Origin of the sequence: Flavobacterium sp. 102, from assembly GCF_003634615.1 — a bacterium.
GTDB lineage: Bacteria > Bacteroidota > Bacteroidia > Flavobacteriales > Flavobacteriaceae > Flavobacterium.
Genome location: NZ_RBKX01000001.1, coordinates 3,801,394 through 3,817,109, shown reverse-complemented (window position 1 = coordinate 3,817,109; position 15,716 = coordinate 3,801,394). Strand labels below are relative to the sequence as shown.

At 35.1% G+C, this 15,716-nt stretch carries 22 protein-coding genes and 1 tRNA gene; 18 read left to right on the top strand and 5 right to left on the bottom strand.

What is annotated here, in order from left to right; translation table 11 throughout:
• Positions 1-183 precede the first annotated feature (183 nt).
• The 6 genes from C8C84_RS16995 to C8C84_RS16975 all read left to right on the top strand — a co-directional run bounded on the left by C8C84_RS16995 (position 184) and on the right by C8C84_RS16975 (position 5,030).
• Positions 184-702, top strand: coding sequence for a hypothetical protein (locus C8C84_RS16995; RefSeq protein ID WP_121314920.1), 519 nt, complete (start codon positions 184-186; stop codon positions 700-702).
• A gap of 161 nt (positions 703-863) precedes the next feature.
• Positions 864-1,439, top strand: a complete 576-nt coding sequence (locus C8C84_RS16990; RefSeq protein WP_121314919.1) for a hypothetical protein — start codon at positions 864-866, stop codon at positions 1,437-1,439.
• A gap of 10 nt (positions 1,440-1,449) precedes the next feature.
• Entirely contained in the window at positions 1,450-1,716 is a 267-nt protein-coding gene (locus C8C84_RS16985; protein WP_121314918.1) for a hypothetical protein, read from the top strand.
• A gap of 339 nt (positions 1,717-2,055) precedes the next feature.
• Positions 2,056-2,214, top strand: a complete 159-nt coding sequence (locus tag C8C84_RS17085; protein ID WP_158592593.1) for a hypothetical protein — start codon at positions 2,056-2,058, stop codon at positions 2,212-2,214.
• A 573-nt stretch (positions 2,215-2,787) separates the two neighbouring features.
• The gene (locus C8C84_RS16980; protein ID WP_121314917.1) at positions 2,788-3,543 is read left to right on the top strand and encodes a hypothetical protein; all 756 of its coding nucleotides are present in this window, start codon (positions 2,788-2,790) and stop codon (positions 3,541-3,543) included.
• 86 nt (positions 3,544-3,629) lie between these two features.
• On the top strand, positions 3,630-5,030 hold the full coding sequence (locus C8C84_RS16975; RefSeq protein ID WP_121314916.1) for a hypothetical protein: 1,401 nt from the start codon (positions 3,630-3,632) through the stop codon (positions 5,028-5,030).
• An 80-nt stretch (positions 5,031-5,110) separates the two neighbouring features.
• On the opposite strand, the gene C8C84_RS16970 is transcribed toward C8C84_RS16975, so the two are convergent.
• Together C8C84_RS16970 and C8C84_RS16965 are read right to left on the bottom strand one after the other, a co-directional pair.
• Positions 5,111-5,497 carry a hypothetical protein gene (locus tag C8C84_RS16970; protein ID WP_147406787.1) on the bottom strand — a complete coding sequence of 129 codons (387 nt, stop codon included), beginning with the start codon at positions 5,495-5,497 and terminating at the stop codon, positions 5,111-5,113.
• A gap of 162 nt (positions 5,498-5,659) precedes the next feature.
• Positions 5,660-5,848 carry a hypothetical protein gene (locus C8C84_RS16965; protein ID WP_147406786.1) on the bottom strand — a complete coding sequence of 63 codons (189 nt, stop codon included), beginning with the start codon at positions 5,846-5,848 and terminating at the stop codon, positions 5,660-5,662.
• 124 nt (positions 5,849-5,972) lie between these two features.
• Between C8C84_RS16965 and C8C84_RS16960 the strand changes: the two genes are divergently transcribed.
• From C8C84_RS16960 to C8C84_RS16915, 10 genes are all read left to right on the top strand, one after another.
• Complete coding sequence (locus C8C84_RS16960) at positions 5,973-8,000, top strand: hypothetical protein (protein ID WP_121311581.1); 2,028 nt, start codon at positions 5,973-5,975, stop codon at positions 7,998-8,000.
• A complete protein-coding gene (locus C8C84_RS16955; RefSeq protein WP_121311580.1) occupies positions 7,997-8,440 on the top strand; it encodes a hypothetical protein in 444 nt (147 codons plus the stop codon). The genes C8C84_RS16960 and C8C84_RS16955 overlap by 4 nt, the downstream gene beginning before the upstream one ends.
• A complete protein-coding gene (locus C8C84_RS16950) occupies positions 8,440-8,967 on the top strand; it encodes a CAP domain-containing protein (RefSeq protein ID WP_121311579.1) in 528 nt (175 codons plus the stop codon). The genes C8C84_RS16955 and C8C84_RS16950 overlap by 1 nt, the downstream gene beginning before the upstream one ends.
• Positions 8,964-9,542 (top strand): hypothetical protein, encoded by a 579-nt coding sequence (locus C8C84_RS16945; RefSeq protein ID WP_121311578.1) that lies wholly within the window; start codon positions 8,964-8,966, stop codon positions 9,540-9,542. The genes C8C84_RS16950 and C8C84_RS16945 overlap by 4 nt, the downstream gene beginning before the upstream one ends.
• Positions 9,543-9,554: 12 nt before the next feature.
• Positions 9,555-9,974, top strand: coding sequence for a glycosyl hydrolase 108 family protein (locus tag C8C84_RS16940; protein ID WP_121311577.1), 420 nt, complete (start codon positions 9,555-9,557; stop codon positions 9,972-9,974).
• Positions 9,974-10,300: a putative peptidoglycan-binding domain-containing protein gene (locus C8C84_RS16935; RefSeq protein WP_121311576.1), complete on the top strand. Its 327-nt coding sequence runs from the start codon at positions 9,974-9,976 to the stop codon at positions 10,298-10,300. The genes C8C84_RS16940 and C8C84_RS16935 overlap by 1 nt, the downstream gene beginning before the upstream one ends.
• 42 nt (positions 10,301-10,342) lie before the next feature.
• The gene (locus tag C8C84_RS16930) at positions 10,343-10,756 is read left to right on the top strand and encodes a YopX family protein (RefSeq protein ID WP_121311575.1); all 414 of its coding nucleotides are present in this window, start codon (positions 10,343-10,345) and stop codon (positions 10,754-10,756) included.
• A gap of 1 nt (position 10,757) precedes the next feature.
• On the top strand, positions 10,758-11,354 hold the full coding sequence (locus tag C8C84_RS16925) for a hypothetical protein (protein WP_121311574.1): 597 nt from the start codon (positions 10,758-10,760) through the stop codon (positions 11,352-11,354).
• A gap of 159 nt (positions 11,355-11,513) precedes the next feature.
• Complete coding sequence (locus C8C84_RS16920; RefSeq protein WP_121311573.1) at positions 11,514-11,699, top strand: type II toxin-antitoxin system HicA family toxin; 186 nt, start codon at positions 11,514-11,516, stop codon at positions 11,697-11,699.
• 74 nt (positions 11,700-11,773) lie between these two features.
• Positions 11,774-12,223, top strand: a complete 450-nt coding sequence (locus C8C84_RS16915) for a hypothetical protein (protein WP_121314915.1) — start codon at positions 11,774-11,776, stop codon at positions 12,221-12,223.
• 49 nt (positions 12,224-12,272) lie between these two features.
• Here the strand turns inward: C8C84_RS16915 and C8C84_RS16910 are convergent, their stop codons facing one another.
• Entirely contained in the window at positions 12,273-13,541 is a 1,269-nt protein-coding gene (locus tag C8C84_RS16910; RefSeq protein ID WP_121314914.1) for a hypothetical protein, read from the bottom strand.
• 113 nt (positions 13,542-13,654) lie between these two features.
• Positions 13,655-13,728 (bottom strand) — tRNA-Met (locus C8C84_RS16905).
• Between the two features lie 143 nt (positions 13,729-13,871).
• On the opposite strand from C8C84_RS16905, the gene C8C84_RS16900 reads away from it, so the two are divergent.
• Together C8C84_RS16900 and C8C84_RS16895 are read left to right on the top strand one after the other, a co-directional pair.
• Positions 13,872-14,264 carry an START-like domain-containing protein gene (locus tag C8C84_RS16900; protein WP_121314913.1) on the top strand — a complete coding sequence of 131 codons (393 nt, stop codon included), beginning with the start codon at positions 13,872-13,874 and terminating at the stop codon, positions 14,262-14,264.
• Between the two features lie 50 nt (positions 14,265-14,314).
• The gene (locus C8C84_RS16895) at positions 14,315-15,151 is read left to right on the top strand and encodes an aminotransferase class IV (RefSeq protein WP_121314912.1); all 837 of its coding nucleotides are present in this window, start codon (positions 14,315-14,317) and stop codon (positions 15,149-15,151) included.
• On the opposite strand, the gene C8C84_RS16890 is transcribed toward C8C84_RS16895, so the two are convergent.
• Positions 15,148-15,708, bottom strand: coding sequence for a YqgE/AlgH family protein (locus C8C84_RS16890; protein ID WP_121314911.1), 561 nt, complete (start codon positions 15,706-15,708; stop codon positions 15,148-15,150). The genes C8C84_RS16895 and C8C84_RS16890 overlap by 4 nt on opposite strands.
• Between the last annotated feature and the right edge of the window lie 8 nt (positions 15,709-15,716).

Below are 15,716 nucleotides of genomic sequence, written 5' to 3'. Positions count from 1 at the left end.
GAAAATTCCAAAGCTAAAGAATATGTTTTTATGAATAACAACCAAGGATATTCTGCTGAACTATTGGAAGAACTTAAACGCAACACCGAAGCCGTTAGAAAAAACAAAGGCAATATCATTTTGAATAACAAAATTGATTTTGGTCATCAATTATGGAAAATCTAACACAAATTGGAGTAAATAATGAGCGATATAAATCAAACATATAACGACCGAGTTAAGTTTATCCTTAGTTGCAATTCAGATGGGTTTGAAGATACTGAAATCACTGCGCCAATTGGTTGGAATAACGATGATAAGGAGTATGCAAGAAATGAAGAATACCATGGAATTTTTCCAAAGTTTTCTAACACGTTAAAGTTTATTGAAGATGGAGCAGATTATATAAATTTTGCTCGTGAAATGCTTGGGATAAATGCACCTTTAAAGCTAACCAAATATGAAAAGCATCCACAAACTGATGTTTGGGTTAGAACCTATTGGGGTTACCTTGACATGTCAACTTGGAACTTTGAAAAGAAACAGGTTTCAATAAAATTCAACTCCGGTGGATTGGAGCAGCTTATAAAAGCGCGTGAAAGCGAATCAGTTGAGATTGATAGGTTAGATACAATAGACGGAACTCCAATTGAGGAACTTCCAATTAATGAAATGTACAACGATGGCCGAAGAATCTTTTTTAAAATCAAAGTGGCAAGTTAAGGCTAATGTTGGCGAACTAGTCGACCTTTCTGTTTCTCTGATGATGGTAATACCAGGGGAGTTACCGAGGGAGTTCCAATGAACTTGCTTAACCAATCCCATGAGCAAGCAAAGGCGGTTTCTTTAACTCGCAAGGGAATGAGAATCATGGTTCAACAGGAATGATGATGTTGGCCAATTTTGATAGAGATAGAGAAGTTAGGATTTACAGTGATTCATTTAAATTTAGACCAAACATCACAAGAGCTCAGTATGATTGGGCGTACTTCAAAGTTTGTTTAACTGTTTACGAGAACGGAATCAACTACGATTTAAAAGAGAGAAGAGTTTTATTTCATGCAGGAGAAACTTCAACATCTTTACCCAACTTCATGAGTATGAACGGCAATTTATATGATATTGGTTTTGATGAATCATTTGAGGTTGTTGAGGGTGATAGTATTGCACTTGAATTCTTTCTAAAATCAGACTTATCCGGAGGCGGTGGCAAAAGGGTAACTGTAAGATTAGACAATTTAGATGGTTATGTTTTTTGTGATGAAGACAGTTTTTTCGAGCCGTCAAACTCAAAGTTTGTGTTTGTTTATGATATGATTGACCGGTTATCAACGATTTGCACATCATTAAGAGGTGTTTTTTTATTCAAAATATTATGGTCGTACCGATTTAGGATATGCACAAAATGGACCGGGTGCATTTGTTGGAGTAACTCATGGTTTTTGGATTCGTGGATTTGACAAGCTACCATTGTCAACAGATAACTTTCAAAACCTTTTCAAGCCATTGACAACTTCTTTGAAAGATGCGGTTTCTTCTTGTATTGCAGTTCATAATGTCGGAATGGGTATCGAAGAAATAAACAACAAGGAAAGAATTAGAATTGAGCCTTTAAGCTATTTCTACAATCCAAACGTAACTATTCGATTAGGTCAGGTTCAAAATGTAAAACGATCTGAAGCAGTTGAACATTATTTTTCATCAGCTGAATTTGGTTATCAAAGTGGTGGTGATTAGATCCGACAGCGCAAGGACTAGAATGAGCCAACGGCAAATCAACTTTTACAACAGTAATAACTCGTTTGAAAAAAACCTTTTCAAAGACTTTCTATTTTCTATTTATAGGAGCCGACAGCTTACGGTAAAGAATTGTGCTAGAAGAAAACCACAATCGAATACGATCTTGGACAGCCATACGATTAGGAAAATGGGTTTTGTGGACCTTAAAAAAGGGATTGACAGATATTTATTTGGAGGCGCAAAATGGCAAGATGATTTCGAGCAAATTCCAACAGTATTTATCTCCGGAAACCGCAAACAGTTTAAGGCTTTCTCCTTTTATAATGTTGCTTAGACATGGTTGGGTTTAGCTTCAGGACTTACGAAATACTCCCTTTGGATTATGTTCGTTATGGTTCATCAACAGCCAACAGCCAACTTAAAACCAAATTAATTGGCGGTAATGAATATGCCGAAAACGGCAACATCATTAATCCGGAATTAGGAAACGCCTAGATTTGTTAATGAGTGGATTGATTTCGAATATGAATGTGGTTTCGGAGTTATGCAGCAAGTTCAAGGAACCACTATAATACAAGGAAATGAAATCCCTAATTTTATGGAACTGTTGAATTTAGAAATGAATTAGGCGAAATAGAAAAGGGATTCTTGTTTTCATTGAAGCCAAATGGCAAAGGAAATTGGCGAGTATTAAAATCTAAAAGATAAAAAAATGGCAAATTCAAAATTTACAATTAATTTTTTGGCAATTCCAACTGCCAATGACGAAATAATAATCGCAGAAGAAACGCTAGGATTGGAATTAAAATGAAATATTTAAAGCCAATCGATTGGCTCTTTATCAACTAAATACCACCTAGTTTTTACGATTCCGAAAATGATATTACGGTTTACGCCGGAAGAGTTTCAACAAATTACGCTTCGGCTTTTGGCTTAGACTACAATTCAACCGGATTATTTACCGTAACTTTTGAAAACGGCGAACCAAATACCGGTCTTGGAAGCGTAACGGTTGAAGCTAATTATCCCGGAGCGGTTTTTACTGACTTCAATACTTTGCCTGAGATAATGGAAGTAACTATTGTTAATGAAGAAGCCACAACCCCTATCGAGATAGATACCGTTTCTTTTTTAGAAGCAGATACTTTGCCGTGCCAAAATGTGAATGTTGAGGTTGAAACTTCTGTTTTGGCAACTGTTATTTCCTCAAGCATACCTATAACACAACCAACACAAGCATCATCGAATATGCTTTTGTACAGTGAAGATTTGAGTAATTCGGCTTGGTCAAAAACTAAATCTTCGATAACCGGAAACAAAGTAGTGGTTGATAATACTTATGGTTTTCATGGGGTTTTGCAAACTATCGACAAAGGAAGTAGTTCAGGTGAATTTACACTTTCTTTTTATGTAAAAAACTCTGAATTTTCAATAATATCAATTGCTATAGTTAGCGATTCAAACCCATCAGTATATGTAATATTTATTTTGACACCATTGCCTAAAACATTTTCTTCTCCAATTATAAACGGTGGTTTTTCTACATCAAGTTATGGTTTTTCAGATGAAGAAGATGGATTTATGAGAGTAAATTTAAAAGCAAATCTTACAACCGTAACAAGTGTAATTGCAAGAGTTGATGTAAAAGATAATTCAGGAAATAATCAATATACAGGTGACGGCATAAGCGGATTTTTTTTAGACAAACTTCAATTTCAAGAAGGTGATTTAACTCCATATTTGCAAACAACAGATACAGCATTGGAAGTTTCTGATTCTGATGGAACGGTGATTGAAGACAACACAGACACCCTTTTGAGCTAACACTTTTAAGAGGTCAAACATTTACCCTTACAGTTGAAAATGAAGATGGAAATCAAGCATCACAAATAATTACTGTACCTAGTGCTTTGGATGTCGCTAACTTTTCTATAAACATCAACAATTCTCCCAACGGCGCAACGGTAACGGTTTCAAATGTCAATAGTGATGGCTTAGATTTGGAGTATTCTTTAAACGGAACAGATTGGCAGGAATCAAATGTATTTTCCGGATTAGAAGCCGATAGTTATACTTTACATGTCAGAGACCAATACGGTTGCTCTAAAACTATTGATTTTGCCGTAACAGACAGCAATATTTATGTTCCTTACTTTTACATTAGCAAATCGAACAGTATTCGTTACGCTCAAAGAATCACTTGGGGTGATGCTGCCAATTACAAGACAGATGAAAATACTTTGAGTTGTGAAGTTGAGGTTGGTATCCCATACCACGAAGTGCAATTGTTTCAAACTGCCGATGTAATTACAACACAATTCAAATCTAATTACGCAAGCAACATTGCTAAAGTTGTCAGAGCTGATGCTTCAGAAGTCAATGTGCCGGTAGTTCAAAAAACAAATTACATTGGGCAAAAAGACAAAAGGGATGCAAGAAAATACAATCTTGGTGATGGAAAGGTTGGGATTTACTTTTTAGCCGGTAATAGATATGATTACGACACCAATGCAGTAACCGGAACTCATGCGCTTAATGGTTTACTACCGGAGTGGGGTGTAGTTGGGAATTACATAAATATTGCAAGTGCTTGGTTTTTAATAGAGCAAGTCATATTCGATGAAAGTAAAAACGCTGATGTCCTTGTGATAACAGAAACTTATACCGGAGTTGATTCCGCAATTATATCGGGATGTATTTACAATATTAAAAACTATGAGGTGTTTGAATATTCAATTGATATGGCAGATTATCAGGATGAAAGTATCAGAGTGAAACTTACATGTACAGATGATAATTTCCCGACAATTGAGCATTTATCAGAGCAAATAGATGTAGCGGTTAGGCATCCCTTTACGCTTGATATCAATTATTGGAATCCTGAAAATAACGATGTTTTTTACGGAACCGGAATCCGTCACAGAATCAGACCAATTTACACCAAAGCTGAAGGTGTGCCAGATGAAGATAGTTCAATTCACAAAACCGATACCGATGTTATTTTGTTGAATGCCGATTTATTTGAAGGTAAGAAGTTTATTTTTGAGCCGGTAACAGAAGAGATTTGGCGTAAGCTTATGATGGCTTTATCACACAAAGAAGTTTACATTAACGGCGTTAAATATGCTAAAAACGGTGACTTTGAAACCGAAGGGCCATTGGAAGAAACTAATCTTTATGTTTTGAAAGCCACAATGCTAAAAAGAGGTAACGCTTATAATTCAGATGGCACTGTCTTTGGAACCGGAAGCGGTGGAGCAATTGAAGTACCAGGACTTATTGAAGGTAATGATGGATTTATTTCTTACTAAACCTAATTACGGCGAAATCGCCACAATTAAAAAAACCCACCAATTACGGTGGGTTTCTTTTGTGGTATAGTTGGTAAAAATTAATTTGCTTTATTGTCTAATATTCTTAAAGCAAAGTCATTTGCGCTTAATGAACTTGATTTTATTTGCTCATGCATTTCTTTAACTCTTTCAGACATTTCTTTTGCAGAAATTCCTTTAAATTTTACAAGTCTATCAATAATTATCTCAGGTTTATCATTTCCCCCAACAAAAGTTAGTTCCGATAAATCGCTATTTTTACCTTTAATATAATTTGGAATTGGTTGCGACCTAATTATTAAATCCTGAGTTCTTTTCATGGCATAATAAACCAACTTTGAAGCGAAAGCGATTGCCTTAATGGTTTTCGAGCTTAATTTTCTTGACACTTTCTTACGCTTGGTTTTGTTCTTATGAATTGAATAATAATTTTTTGGACTTGCCATGATTATCACAATTTTCAGTTTTATATTTTTTTCCAGAAACGGAAATGTAATACTGACAATAAGGGCATTGTTCAGGACCATAAACAACCTTTCTCAGCGGATAGTAATTATCGCCTATAAAAATTAAATTATCGACGTCTTTAAATATGTATGGAATTGTTGTCATTTCCCTAAACTTTTAAAGGTTTCCTTATCAACATTCACACTCCTATTATCGTAATGATAATAATGATGATGCACCGACTTATCAATATAAGTGTCTTTCTTTTCGCTCTTTCCAAATATAGCATCGCCAACTGATTTGAATATCAGCCAACATCCGCCAACGCAAACAATGAAAAGGAATAGCATAAAACCCATATATACAAAACTACAAAAAGTGTAATGAATTGTATTACAGAAACTAATAATTTATTCTTATTCTTATTTAGTCTAAATAAAAATAGTAAATTTGTTCAAATCAAAACTTTCTGAAATGACACCAACGCAAATTCAAACTCTTTTAGCGGAAATAAACGAGAAGTTAAATCTAATCACTACCAATGCTAAAACCATTTTACAGTTTGAAGAACAGCTTGAGGCGTTAGGAAACTCTTTCTTAGTGGTTAATGTAGATGGAATAACTAAGAAAATTAAAATACAAACCATACTAGATGGAATTCAGAATTATAGTTTTAACCAAATTCTTGCTATTGGAGAAATCACAGTAGTTGATAACGATGTAACTATTCCTGCAGGTTGTCAATGGCAAATCTCAGCGGTTACTTATTTCACTGCAACAGATACAGTTTTTGATGTTCCTTTCGCAGCATCAGGACTAACAAGAATTGATATTATTGTTGCAACTGCATCAAATACACTTGTGAAATATTCAGGGCTTGAAACTGACGGTATTGCTATCAGACCAAACATTCCTTTGAATACAGTATTAGTAACTCAAATAAACGTAACCGAAGCCGCAATAGGTGCAGTGCCCGAACCAACCTATTTAAGCATTGATGAACGAGCTGCCATTACTTATTCTAATGCTCCGAGTGAAGAAAATCCATTTGCTACGATGGATGATATTGAAACCCCAACCCTACAGCAAGTAACCGAAGCTGGGAATGAAATAGTTTCAGACGACGGCTTACTAAAAATAGTCTTAAACAAGGCTTTAGGCAGAATGGAAATTTATAGTAGGGCTGATGTAGGGGATGCGTTTGTTTTGCAAGCTACTTACGGTTCTTCGACTATTATTGGAAATCTAATTGCAGATGGTTACAGCTTTAAAATAAGCGATAATATCGATGGTACGTATAATTTAGAGTATGCACCGTATGTTGGTTTTAATATCAATGATGGCGCAGGAAACGGGGTTGTATTATTTCAAAATGGAGATATTCAAATCCAAAAAGGGGGTAACACGCTCATAATTACAACCGACACAATTACCGACGATAGAGCGTGGTATTTTATCGATGAGAATGGAGATATAGTTCTTACTACGTCTAAAACATCATCATTCACGGCTGTTAATTCCGCTAAATACACTGCAAACGGCACGCTAACAGTAACCGACCCAACACCAGTAGCAAACAAAGGATATGTAGTTCACGTTATAGGCGGAACAGCTACCATAGGTGGTGTTGATTATACTTCTGGCGCACTCGTTTATCGTTATTACAATGGTAGTGTTTGGGTAAGTAAGGATTACGGGGCTTCAATTACAATTGATTCAAACCCTACAGACGGAAGCGCAAACGCTGTTAGCTCAAATGGTGTATTCGATGCTTTGGCTTTAAAAGCGGACAATTCAATAATCGATAGATTTAAAAAAGGAGTTGAGTTTTTTACAGATTTTGACAATACAGCTTCGAATATTACGGGTTTTGTAAATAATACTTCCGCAGGTGGAACAGCTGTTTTAGCAACTAACGCTATTCCTAACAGAGCAATCAATCAAAATGGTTTTGCTCAATATCAAACTGCCACTTCTTCAACATCTTACTTTTTTCATCAAACGGCATTGACTTATTTTCAAATTGCATTAGGTGGCGGTGTATGGATTTACGAAATTTTTCTTTGTGTTGAAACTCTTTCTGACGCAACTGAAAGATTCAATTTTAGAGCCGGATTTGGCAGTAGCAATTTTTCTAATTCTGAAGTAGATGCCGTGATGTTTTTATATGATAACGGTGGTGTTCAAAATGGGACTTCGGCAATTGGTAATTGGCAAGTCGTGACTTCATCCAATAGTATTAGAACCGTTTCAGATACAGGTGTCGCAATAGTTGCCGGGACATGGGTAAAGTTAAGAATTGAGATTAATGCTGCTGCAACTTCAGTTGTATTCAAAATAGATGGGGTTTCAGTTGCTACTCATACAACCAATATTCCAACTTTTTCAGCAGGTAGATTTTTAAATGTTAAACAAGGAATTGCGAAAACTGCCGGAACCACAAATAGAAATGTTTTTTGTGACTATATCGGTTATCAGAACTATTTAACAACTCCTAGATGATGGCTGTAAAATATAAATATCAGATTGGAAACTCAATTATTGAGACAAGCGATTTAGCAACAATACCTAATGGCGTTCAATATGAAGCTATTGAATATTCAACTGCTTTAAGTGCTGAAGAGATAACGCAAAACTATTTAACGGCGATAAAATCAAAGTATGAGAAATACAAAGCTGATGGTATTGTAGCCTATGAAGATTTCAGAGCCAGAATAGTTTTTAAAGTAAGAACCGGACAGCTGAGTCAAGCACAAGGCGTAACTATTAAACGCTATCTAGGGCCATCCTATGACGAAATCAACACTAATGGTGATTGGGTAACTGCAAAGGCATTTTTAAGTGAAACTATAATAGCGGAAAATGATGCATTTGTTGAAGATTACAAGTCTGAAGCATTACAGATAATGGCTGATTATATAATCCAAAACTTCCCTCAATAATGAAACTAAAATTCATCGACAAGCTTATCATAGTTCTGCTAATCTTAGCGGTAATGCTTTTTTGTGTTAGCTGTGAAAAAGAGCAAGAAACTATTGGTTACCAACCGCAACCAACAACTTTTGTAGGTCAGGATTTAGACTTCTTTAACCTAGTCAATGCAATGCGAGTAAGTCGAGGTTTGCCAACCTTAAAATCTGAATTGATACTTACGCAAAATTGTGAAGTTCATGCTAACTACATGAACGCGATTAACGATATGAATCATGATTATTTCTGGGCGCGTTACGTTCAGTCCTTTGCTAATAATTTTGGCGAAGTAGTATCACAAGGTTTCATTAATGCGCCCGGAATTATATCGGCATACCAAAATAGTCCTGACCATTATTCTATACTTATAAGCCCTGAATTTACTCATATAGGTATTGCCAACGTGAATCGGTTTCAGTGTGTGAATTTGGCAAGTTATGGATCGGGGGATAATAAAAAGCAGTTAATCAAAGTTGAAAATTTAACCCATCAGCCATGAATTTTATAAAAGACCTATACTTCTCATTGATATTCTTAGCCGACAATACTTACAACAAAAAACCATTCTTGATTGAGAAGTTGATTGCATTCGGAAAGCTTATAGTAACTTTTGGTCCAATTGCTTTTGTACTCGATACAATCAATATTTGGTTTTTAAATAATCACGAATTTGTATCGGGATTTATAGTGGCTGTTATTTTTAATGCTGTTTTTGGTCTTGCAAAGCACAATAAATTAAAGACACATAGTTGGGGAGAGTTTATGAAAGAAACAAGTTTAATGTTGACTTGTGTAATCGCAATCTACATCCTGCTAAGCGTCTTAAATAATTTTGCCGGTGACTCTGTTGTGTCTGAAGTTTTTCAAATAATGATACAAGTATCTACATTATTCTATCCAATCTCAAAATGCATTAAATCAATTCATATTTTGTCAAATGGTGAATATCCTTCAGAATTTATAATGAAGAAATTTTACAATTTCAAAAAAGACGGCGATGTTCAGGAATTTTTTAAAACAGGACGAGAATCGAGTGACTTTATAGAACAAAGAGAAGAAGATAACCCAACCTAATAATCAGAAACAATGGCAGATTTTGAAAAAGCATTTAAGCGAACCGGTATCTTCGAAGGTGGCTATACGGATAACCCAGACGACAATGGCAATTGGACCGGAGGTAAAAAAGGAGTAGGCGATTTGGTAGGTACAAACTACGGAATCAGCGCACCTGTTTATATGGCTTACATTAAACGTAAACCAACAGTCCAAGATATCAAAAATATGCCACATGCTGCAGTAAAGGATATTTACAAAAAAACTTATTGGAGTCCAATCCGGGGCAACGAAATTAATGATCAGGAAGTTGCCAATGGAATTTATGATATGGCTGTTAATTCCGGAGTAGGTACCGCGATAAAATTGGCCAAAAGAGCCAAAAGAATTCCGGAAAATAAAATCACATCGAAAATGGACGATGATTTTCTTAACCTTTTAAATCAACAATAATGAAACTTTTACTATTGATATTAGTGTTTTTTAGTTCCTGTACCTCGAAGCAGAGTACAACTGTTGAGCCAAATGTTCCTTTGGCAGCGCATCAATGCCCGGAGCCAATTATCGTTCACGACACGGTGGTTTTCAGAGATACAATCGTAGTTGAAGTAGTTTCTAAAAGTTACGACAGCTTATTGGCTGTAATCAAGAAAAAGAACGATAGCCTTTTCCTTGAGCGTTTCCGGTTGGAGCGTGTGAAGTACTACAACAATATTGTCAAAAAAAATAAAAGTCAATTGAAGTTTTTATCAGGATGGATAAGTAGAGCGGTACAATAATCACGAAAAATTATATACAGTAAAAATCAAAAATTATATAAAATGGATACAATAAAATTTAGAGGTAAACGAATTGACAATGGCCAGTGGGTTGAAGGTCATTATTTTGTTACACCATTGACAGATGAAAATTCAGGAACTCAACCTGATGCCGGATGGTTTTTCCTAACAGGTGATAAAAGACATTGCATTTCGAATAATGGAGTTGTTTTTGTAGTTCATGAAAATACTGTAAGTCAATTTATCAATATAAGTGACAAAAAAGGCAAAGAAGTATTTGAAAAAGATATCATCCAAACACCAAATGGTGATTGGGGAATGATAAAATATGATGGCATTGGTTTTGGAGTTACAGTTTCCGAAACACATACATGCTATTATACAGTGGATTTTATTACTAATTCGGAAGTCGTGGCCAACATTGACGATAACCCGGATTTCTTTAAAACTCATTGATATGGAACTAAACAATAAAAAAAGCACATCATCAATTATTCTTTGGGCTTTAATAGCAATTGCCATCGTAGTTTTCTTTTCAAGTTGCGGTGCTCGTAAAACTTCGACATCTGATACCAAAAGCTTGGAAACCAATAAGCAAACAGAAGCTTCTGTTGATACGACCAAAACAGTTAAGGTAACTTCTTCAGATGAAAATGTGAAACGTGAAACTAAAACCGAAACTACCGGTACCGAAGTTAAGAAAACGGAAACCGTCAAGCCTATTGATCCAACAAAGCCGGCATCTTTTACCGATGAAAAAGGTAATAAAAAGGAGCTCAATAATTCTACTTGGGAAAAAACTGAAACCACGACTACTAAGGCCGAAAAAAAGACAGACAACACTCAGGCTGCCAAGATTACAAAAGGGTCAGAAGCGGAACAAAAGGGCAAGTCAGTAGGAAAAACCAATGAATCTTTAAAGGCCGAAAGTGAAAACAAACGTGATACATTTCGATGGTCCTTTAGTTGGTGGCTGATTATAATTCCAATTATTATAGGTCTTGCAATTTATTTATATAGAAGGTACAAACCAAAAATACCTTTCAGAGAATGACAACAGTTTCTTTCCGATAGTCGAATAGGAAGAATAATGAACCGCCACTTTCGGCGGTTTTTTTGTTCTAAAAAATAATTTAAAAATAATTGTATAATCATTTGGTTATATAGCTAAAAGGTAATATATTTGTAGGGTAATAATAAGTTATTTGAAATCATGAAAGTAAACGAATTACTCAAAGTCCTTAAAAAGGACGGTTGGGAATTGTATCAACATGGCAAAAGGCATGATTTGTACAGACATCCAACCAAAGACGGTCAAATTCCGGTACCAAGACATCAGTCAGCTGAAGTTGCAACAGGAACATTGAACCAAATTCTAAAGCAAGCGGGGCTAAAATAGCCCCAGCTTCTTTGGGTTATGGCTACTCCAAAGAAGCGATTTATATAACTAAAAACAGGCAATATTGCCACATTATGAAAATTTTTAATCAAAGTACAAAAGGGAAAGGTATGGAGAAAAGTAATCTAAAAGTAATTATTGAAAAAACTGAAAATGGGTTCAGTGCTTATTCAAAAGATTACGCTGGCATTTATACAGCCGCTGACAATTTAAGAGAATTGAAAGAAAGTATAGCAGAGGTCATTCAACATCAAGTTGATTTTTTAATTGAAACTAATGAGCCTAAAAAGGCCAAAGATTTGCAAAATTCTGAGATCGTTTACGTTTTTGATTTTAAACAATTTTTTAGCCATTATCCAGTATTAAACAAAAGTGAATTTGCAAAGTATGCAGGAATTAGCCCATCGATGTTTAAGCAATATACTGCTTCAAAGCCAGTATATATTTCTGAAGACAGAGTTTTGAAAATTCAAAAAGGATTGCATAAATTAGCTGATGATTTGCGAAAAGTACAATTCGCATAATCTTTGCAAATAACTTATTATACATGAACCCCTCCAACGAGGGGTTTTTTTATCCTGCTAATACATTGATTTGTAAACTTTTCAAGGCTTCATTTTTTCTACCTTCACGGCCAACCAAATAAACACGTTCAGTTACATTTGTTGTATGCCCGGCCATAGTTTTTGAATAGTTTGCTGCAGCGTTAGAAGCTTTGTCCAATTCGTCCAAAAACAAATGCTTTAGTGAATAGAAATCAGCTGTTATTCTTGTGAAATTCTTGTCTCCTTTCTCCAAACTTCTGATGTCTGTTAGGATTCCGTTTTTGAAAACCATTCGGTCTTTTATTAAGCGCTTCCAGCGTTTTGTGATTTGATATGATTGAGTAGGGATATCCGATGGACAAAGTCCACGTGTAAATAAAAAGTATTCAGGACCGTTACTCATAGCCAACAACTCAGTCCAATATGGGATGACGTTTGGCAAAATAACCTTTATAACTTCTTTAAAGTGGTTGCCCTTTTGGATTGTCAATTTATATTCCTGCTTTCTCAGGTTTACATGCTTTTCTTGAAGTCGGAACATCTCAGTGCTTCGAGAACCAGAGTGAAAGAATATCATTCCATACCGGAAGAATTCATAATTATTGACTTTTAAATGGTCGAAAATCTGTTGAAGTTCCGAGATTTCAAGAGTTTCTCGCAGTTTTTTTGTTGTCTTCTTCTTCTTGATATCGCGAATAGGATTGTGAAATAGCATTCTTTTTTCCACTAAATCGGAAAGCACAATAGATAAATGTGTCAAATACTTATTGTATTCATTTGGAGTTAGGCTGAGGTGGTCCAATAAATCACGAACGTGGCCGCTGTGCATTTCACAAATAGGAAACTCAATCTCTAAAGTGACAGCTGCGGATTCAATTTTTTTAATGATCCGGCGAATCTCTTTTTTCACGCCTTCAGAAACTGTTTGAGTCGGATAGTTGATTCTTAAAGCTTCGATGAAATTCATTTTAGAATTCAATGTTCCGGAAACAGGTTTTACATCCGGCTCCATGTACTTTTCAGAAATAGGATTGTAGCGCATTTTGTCTAAAAGCTTCTCCATTTCTGAAATTACAAACTTAACAGCAGCCCTTCTGTCCTCAACCGTATATAATCCCCGGTTAACTTTCCTACGTAATGGAAAGCCTTTTGGATATTCTTTTTTGAATGTTGGGTCATAAAAGTCGCATTGGACTGACCAGCTTTTTTTTAGTGATGATTTTGAAGTGGTGGTTTCCCAATTTTTAGGCGAACCCCAAATCTCTGTTCGAGAGCAGTTGTTAGATAGTTTTTTCATGGTAATTACATTGACGTTTACATTGCCGTTTTTTGTAACTACACTAACTCGAAAGTGGTTTTAAGAAGTTCTCAACCCCCGTTGGGAAAGGGTTGAGGTTCTTTTTTAATTTGTAGCGAGGACGGGAGTTGAACCCGTGACCTCAGGGTTATGAATCCTGCGCTCTAACCGACTGAGCTACCTCGCCATTATAATCATTCCCTGAATGCGGGTGCAAATATAAAATTAAAATTTATGGGTGCAAACTAATAATGGTTATTTTTTTTATTTTCGAAAACGTTTTTTTTTTGATTTTATATTCTATATATTTCCAAAAAATTTGTTCTAATCATGGATAATAAAATACGTTACGAACTTGAATTCCCTTTGAATTCTTCACCTCAATTATTGTATCAATATATCTCAACTCCTTCAGGATTACAGGAGTGGTTTGCTGATAATGTAAATTCGAGAGGAGAATTTTTTACTTTTATTTGGGATGGTGCGGAGGAAAATGCCAGACTTGCTTCCAAAAAAACCGGTGAGAAAGTAAAGTTTAAATGGGTTGATGATAATAAAAAAGATACAGAGTATTATTTTGAACTGAGAATCTTGGAAGATGAAATTACAAAAGATGTCTCTTTAATGGTGGTTGATTACGCCATAGAAGACGAATTGGAGGAGTCAAAACTTTTATGGGAAAACCAGGTTTCCGACTTAAAACACGTCATTGGTTCGATTTAAATAAATTTTATTGCAGTATATTTGTCCCGCTAAAAAACGGGACTTTTTTTATGGTAAATTTTAACGGTGATATCCTAGATTCTGAATTGCAATTAACATTTTCTAATCGCTCATTCCTCTACGGCGATGGCGTTTTTGAAACTTTAAAAGTAGTCGATAATAAAATATTATTTTTTGAAGACCATTATTTCAGATTATTGGCGTCCATGCGAATTATCAGAATGCAAATCCCAATGTCTTTTACTTTAGAATATCTGGAAAGCCAGATTTTAGCTTTGGTAAGCCGACAAAATATCTCAAATTCTGCTCGTGTCAGGTTGACAGTTTTTAGAAATGAAGGCGGTTATTACTCGCCGTTAGACAATTCGGTTTCCTTTGTTATTCAAGCCAGTGAATTGCAGAATAAGTTATATTCAATACAGAATGAATCATTTGAAGTTGATTTATATAAAGACTTTGTTGTTACTAAGCAATTGCTTTCCACCTTAAAAACCAACAATAAAATAATCCAAATCACCGCTAGTATTTTTGCCCAAGAAAACCAATTGGATTCTTGTTTGTTAATCAATGAAGATAAAAATGTTATAGAAGCAACCAATGGAAACCTTTTTATGCTGATGAATAACCAATTGATTACACCGCCAATTTCACACGGATGTTTGAATGGTATCATGCGAAAACAAACCTTAAAATTGGCAAAAGAGATTGAAAATGTTGAGGTAATAGAAAAAGAAATTTCGCCTTTTGATTTACAAAAAGCTGATGAATTATTCATAACAAATGTGATTGTTGGTATCCAACCGATAACAAAGTACCGCAAAAAAGAATTTGAAACTAAATTGTCTAATGCATTGTTAGTTAAACTAAATCAAGCGATATCAGTTTAGTTTAAGATAGGGTTTTCGGGAGCGTTGGACCAAATTAAGTATTCTCCGCCCAATTCGATGATTTTTTCTTTCCAAAAATGAACAGAAGCTTTGCCTAAGATTTTATTTTCATAAATATTCTTGGTTAAAATCCACGAACTCGACTGCATTTCAGTTTCTAATTGTTCAGAATCCCAACCGGTGTAACCAAGAAAGAAGCGAATATTTTTCTTTTTTAGTAATCCGTTGTTGATTAAATCTTTGGTCAACTCAAAATCACCACCCCAAAAAATACCATTGGAAATCTCAATACTATTCGGAATCAAATGAGGAACATTATGGATAAAGTATAAATTGTCTTGTTCCACCGGACCGCCGTTATAAATTTTAAATTTGGCATTAATCTCCGGAAGTAAGTCTTTGATGGTATATTTCAAAGGTTTGTTTAAAATGAATCCAACCGAACCTTCTTCATTGTGGTCGGCTAATAAAATTACAGATCTGTTAAAAGATAAATCACCTATAATAGATGGCTCAGCTATTAACAATTGACCTTTTTGTAATTTTTCCGAAATCATTCTCAGCT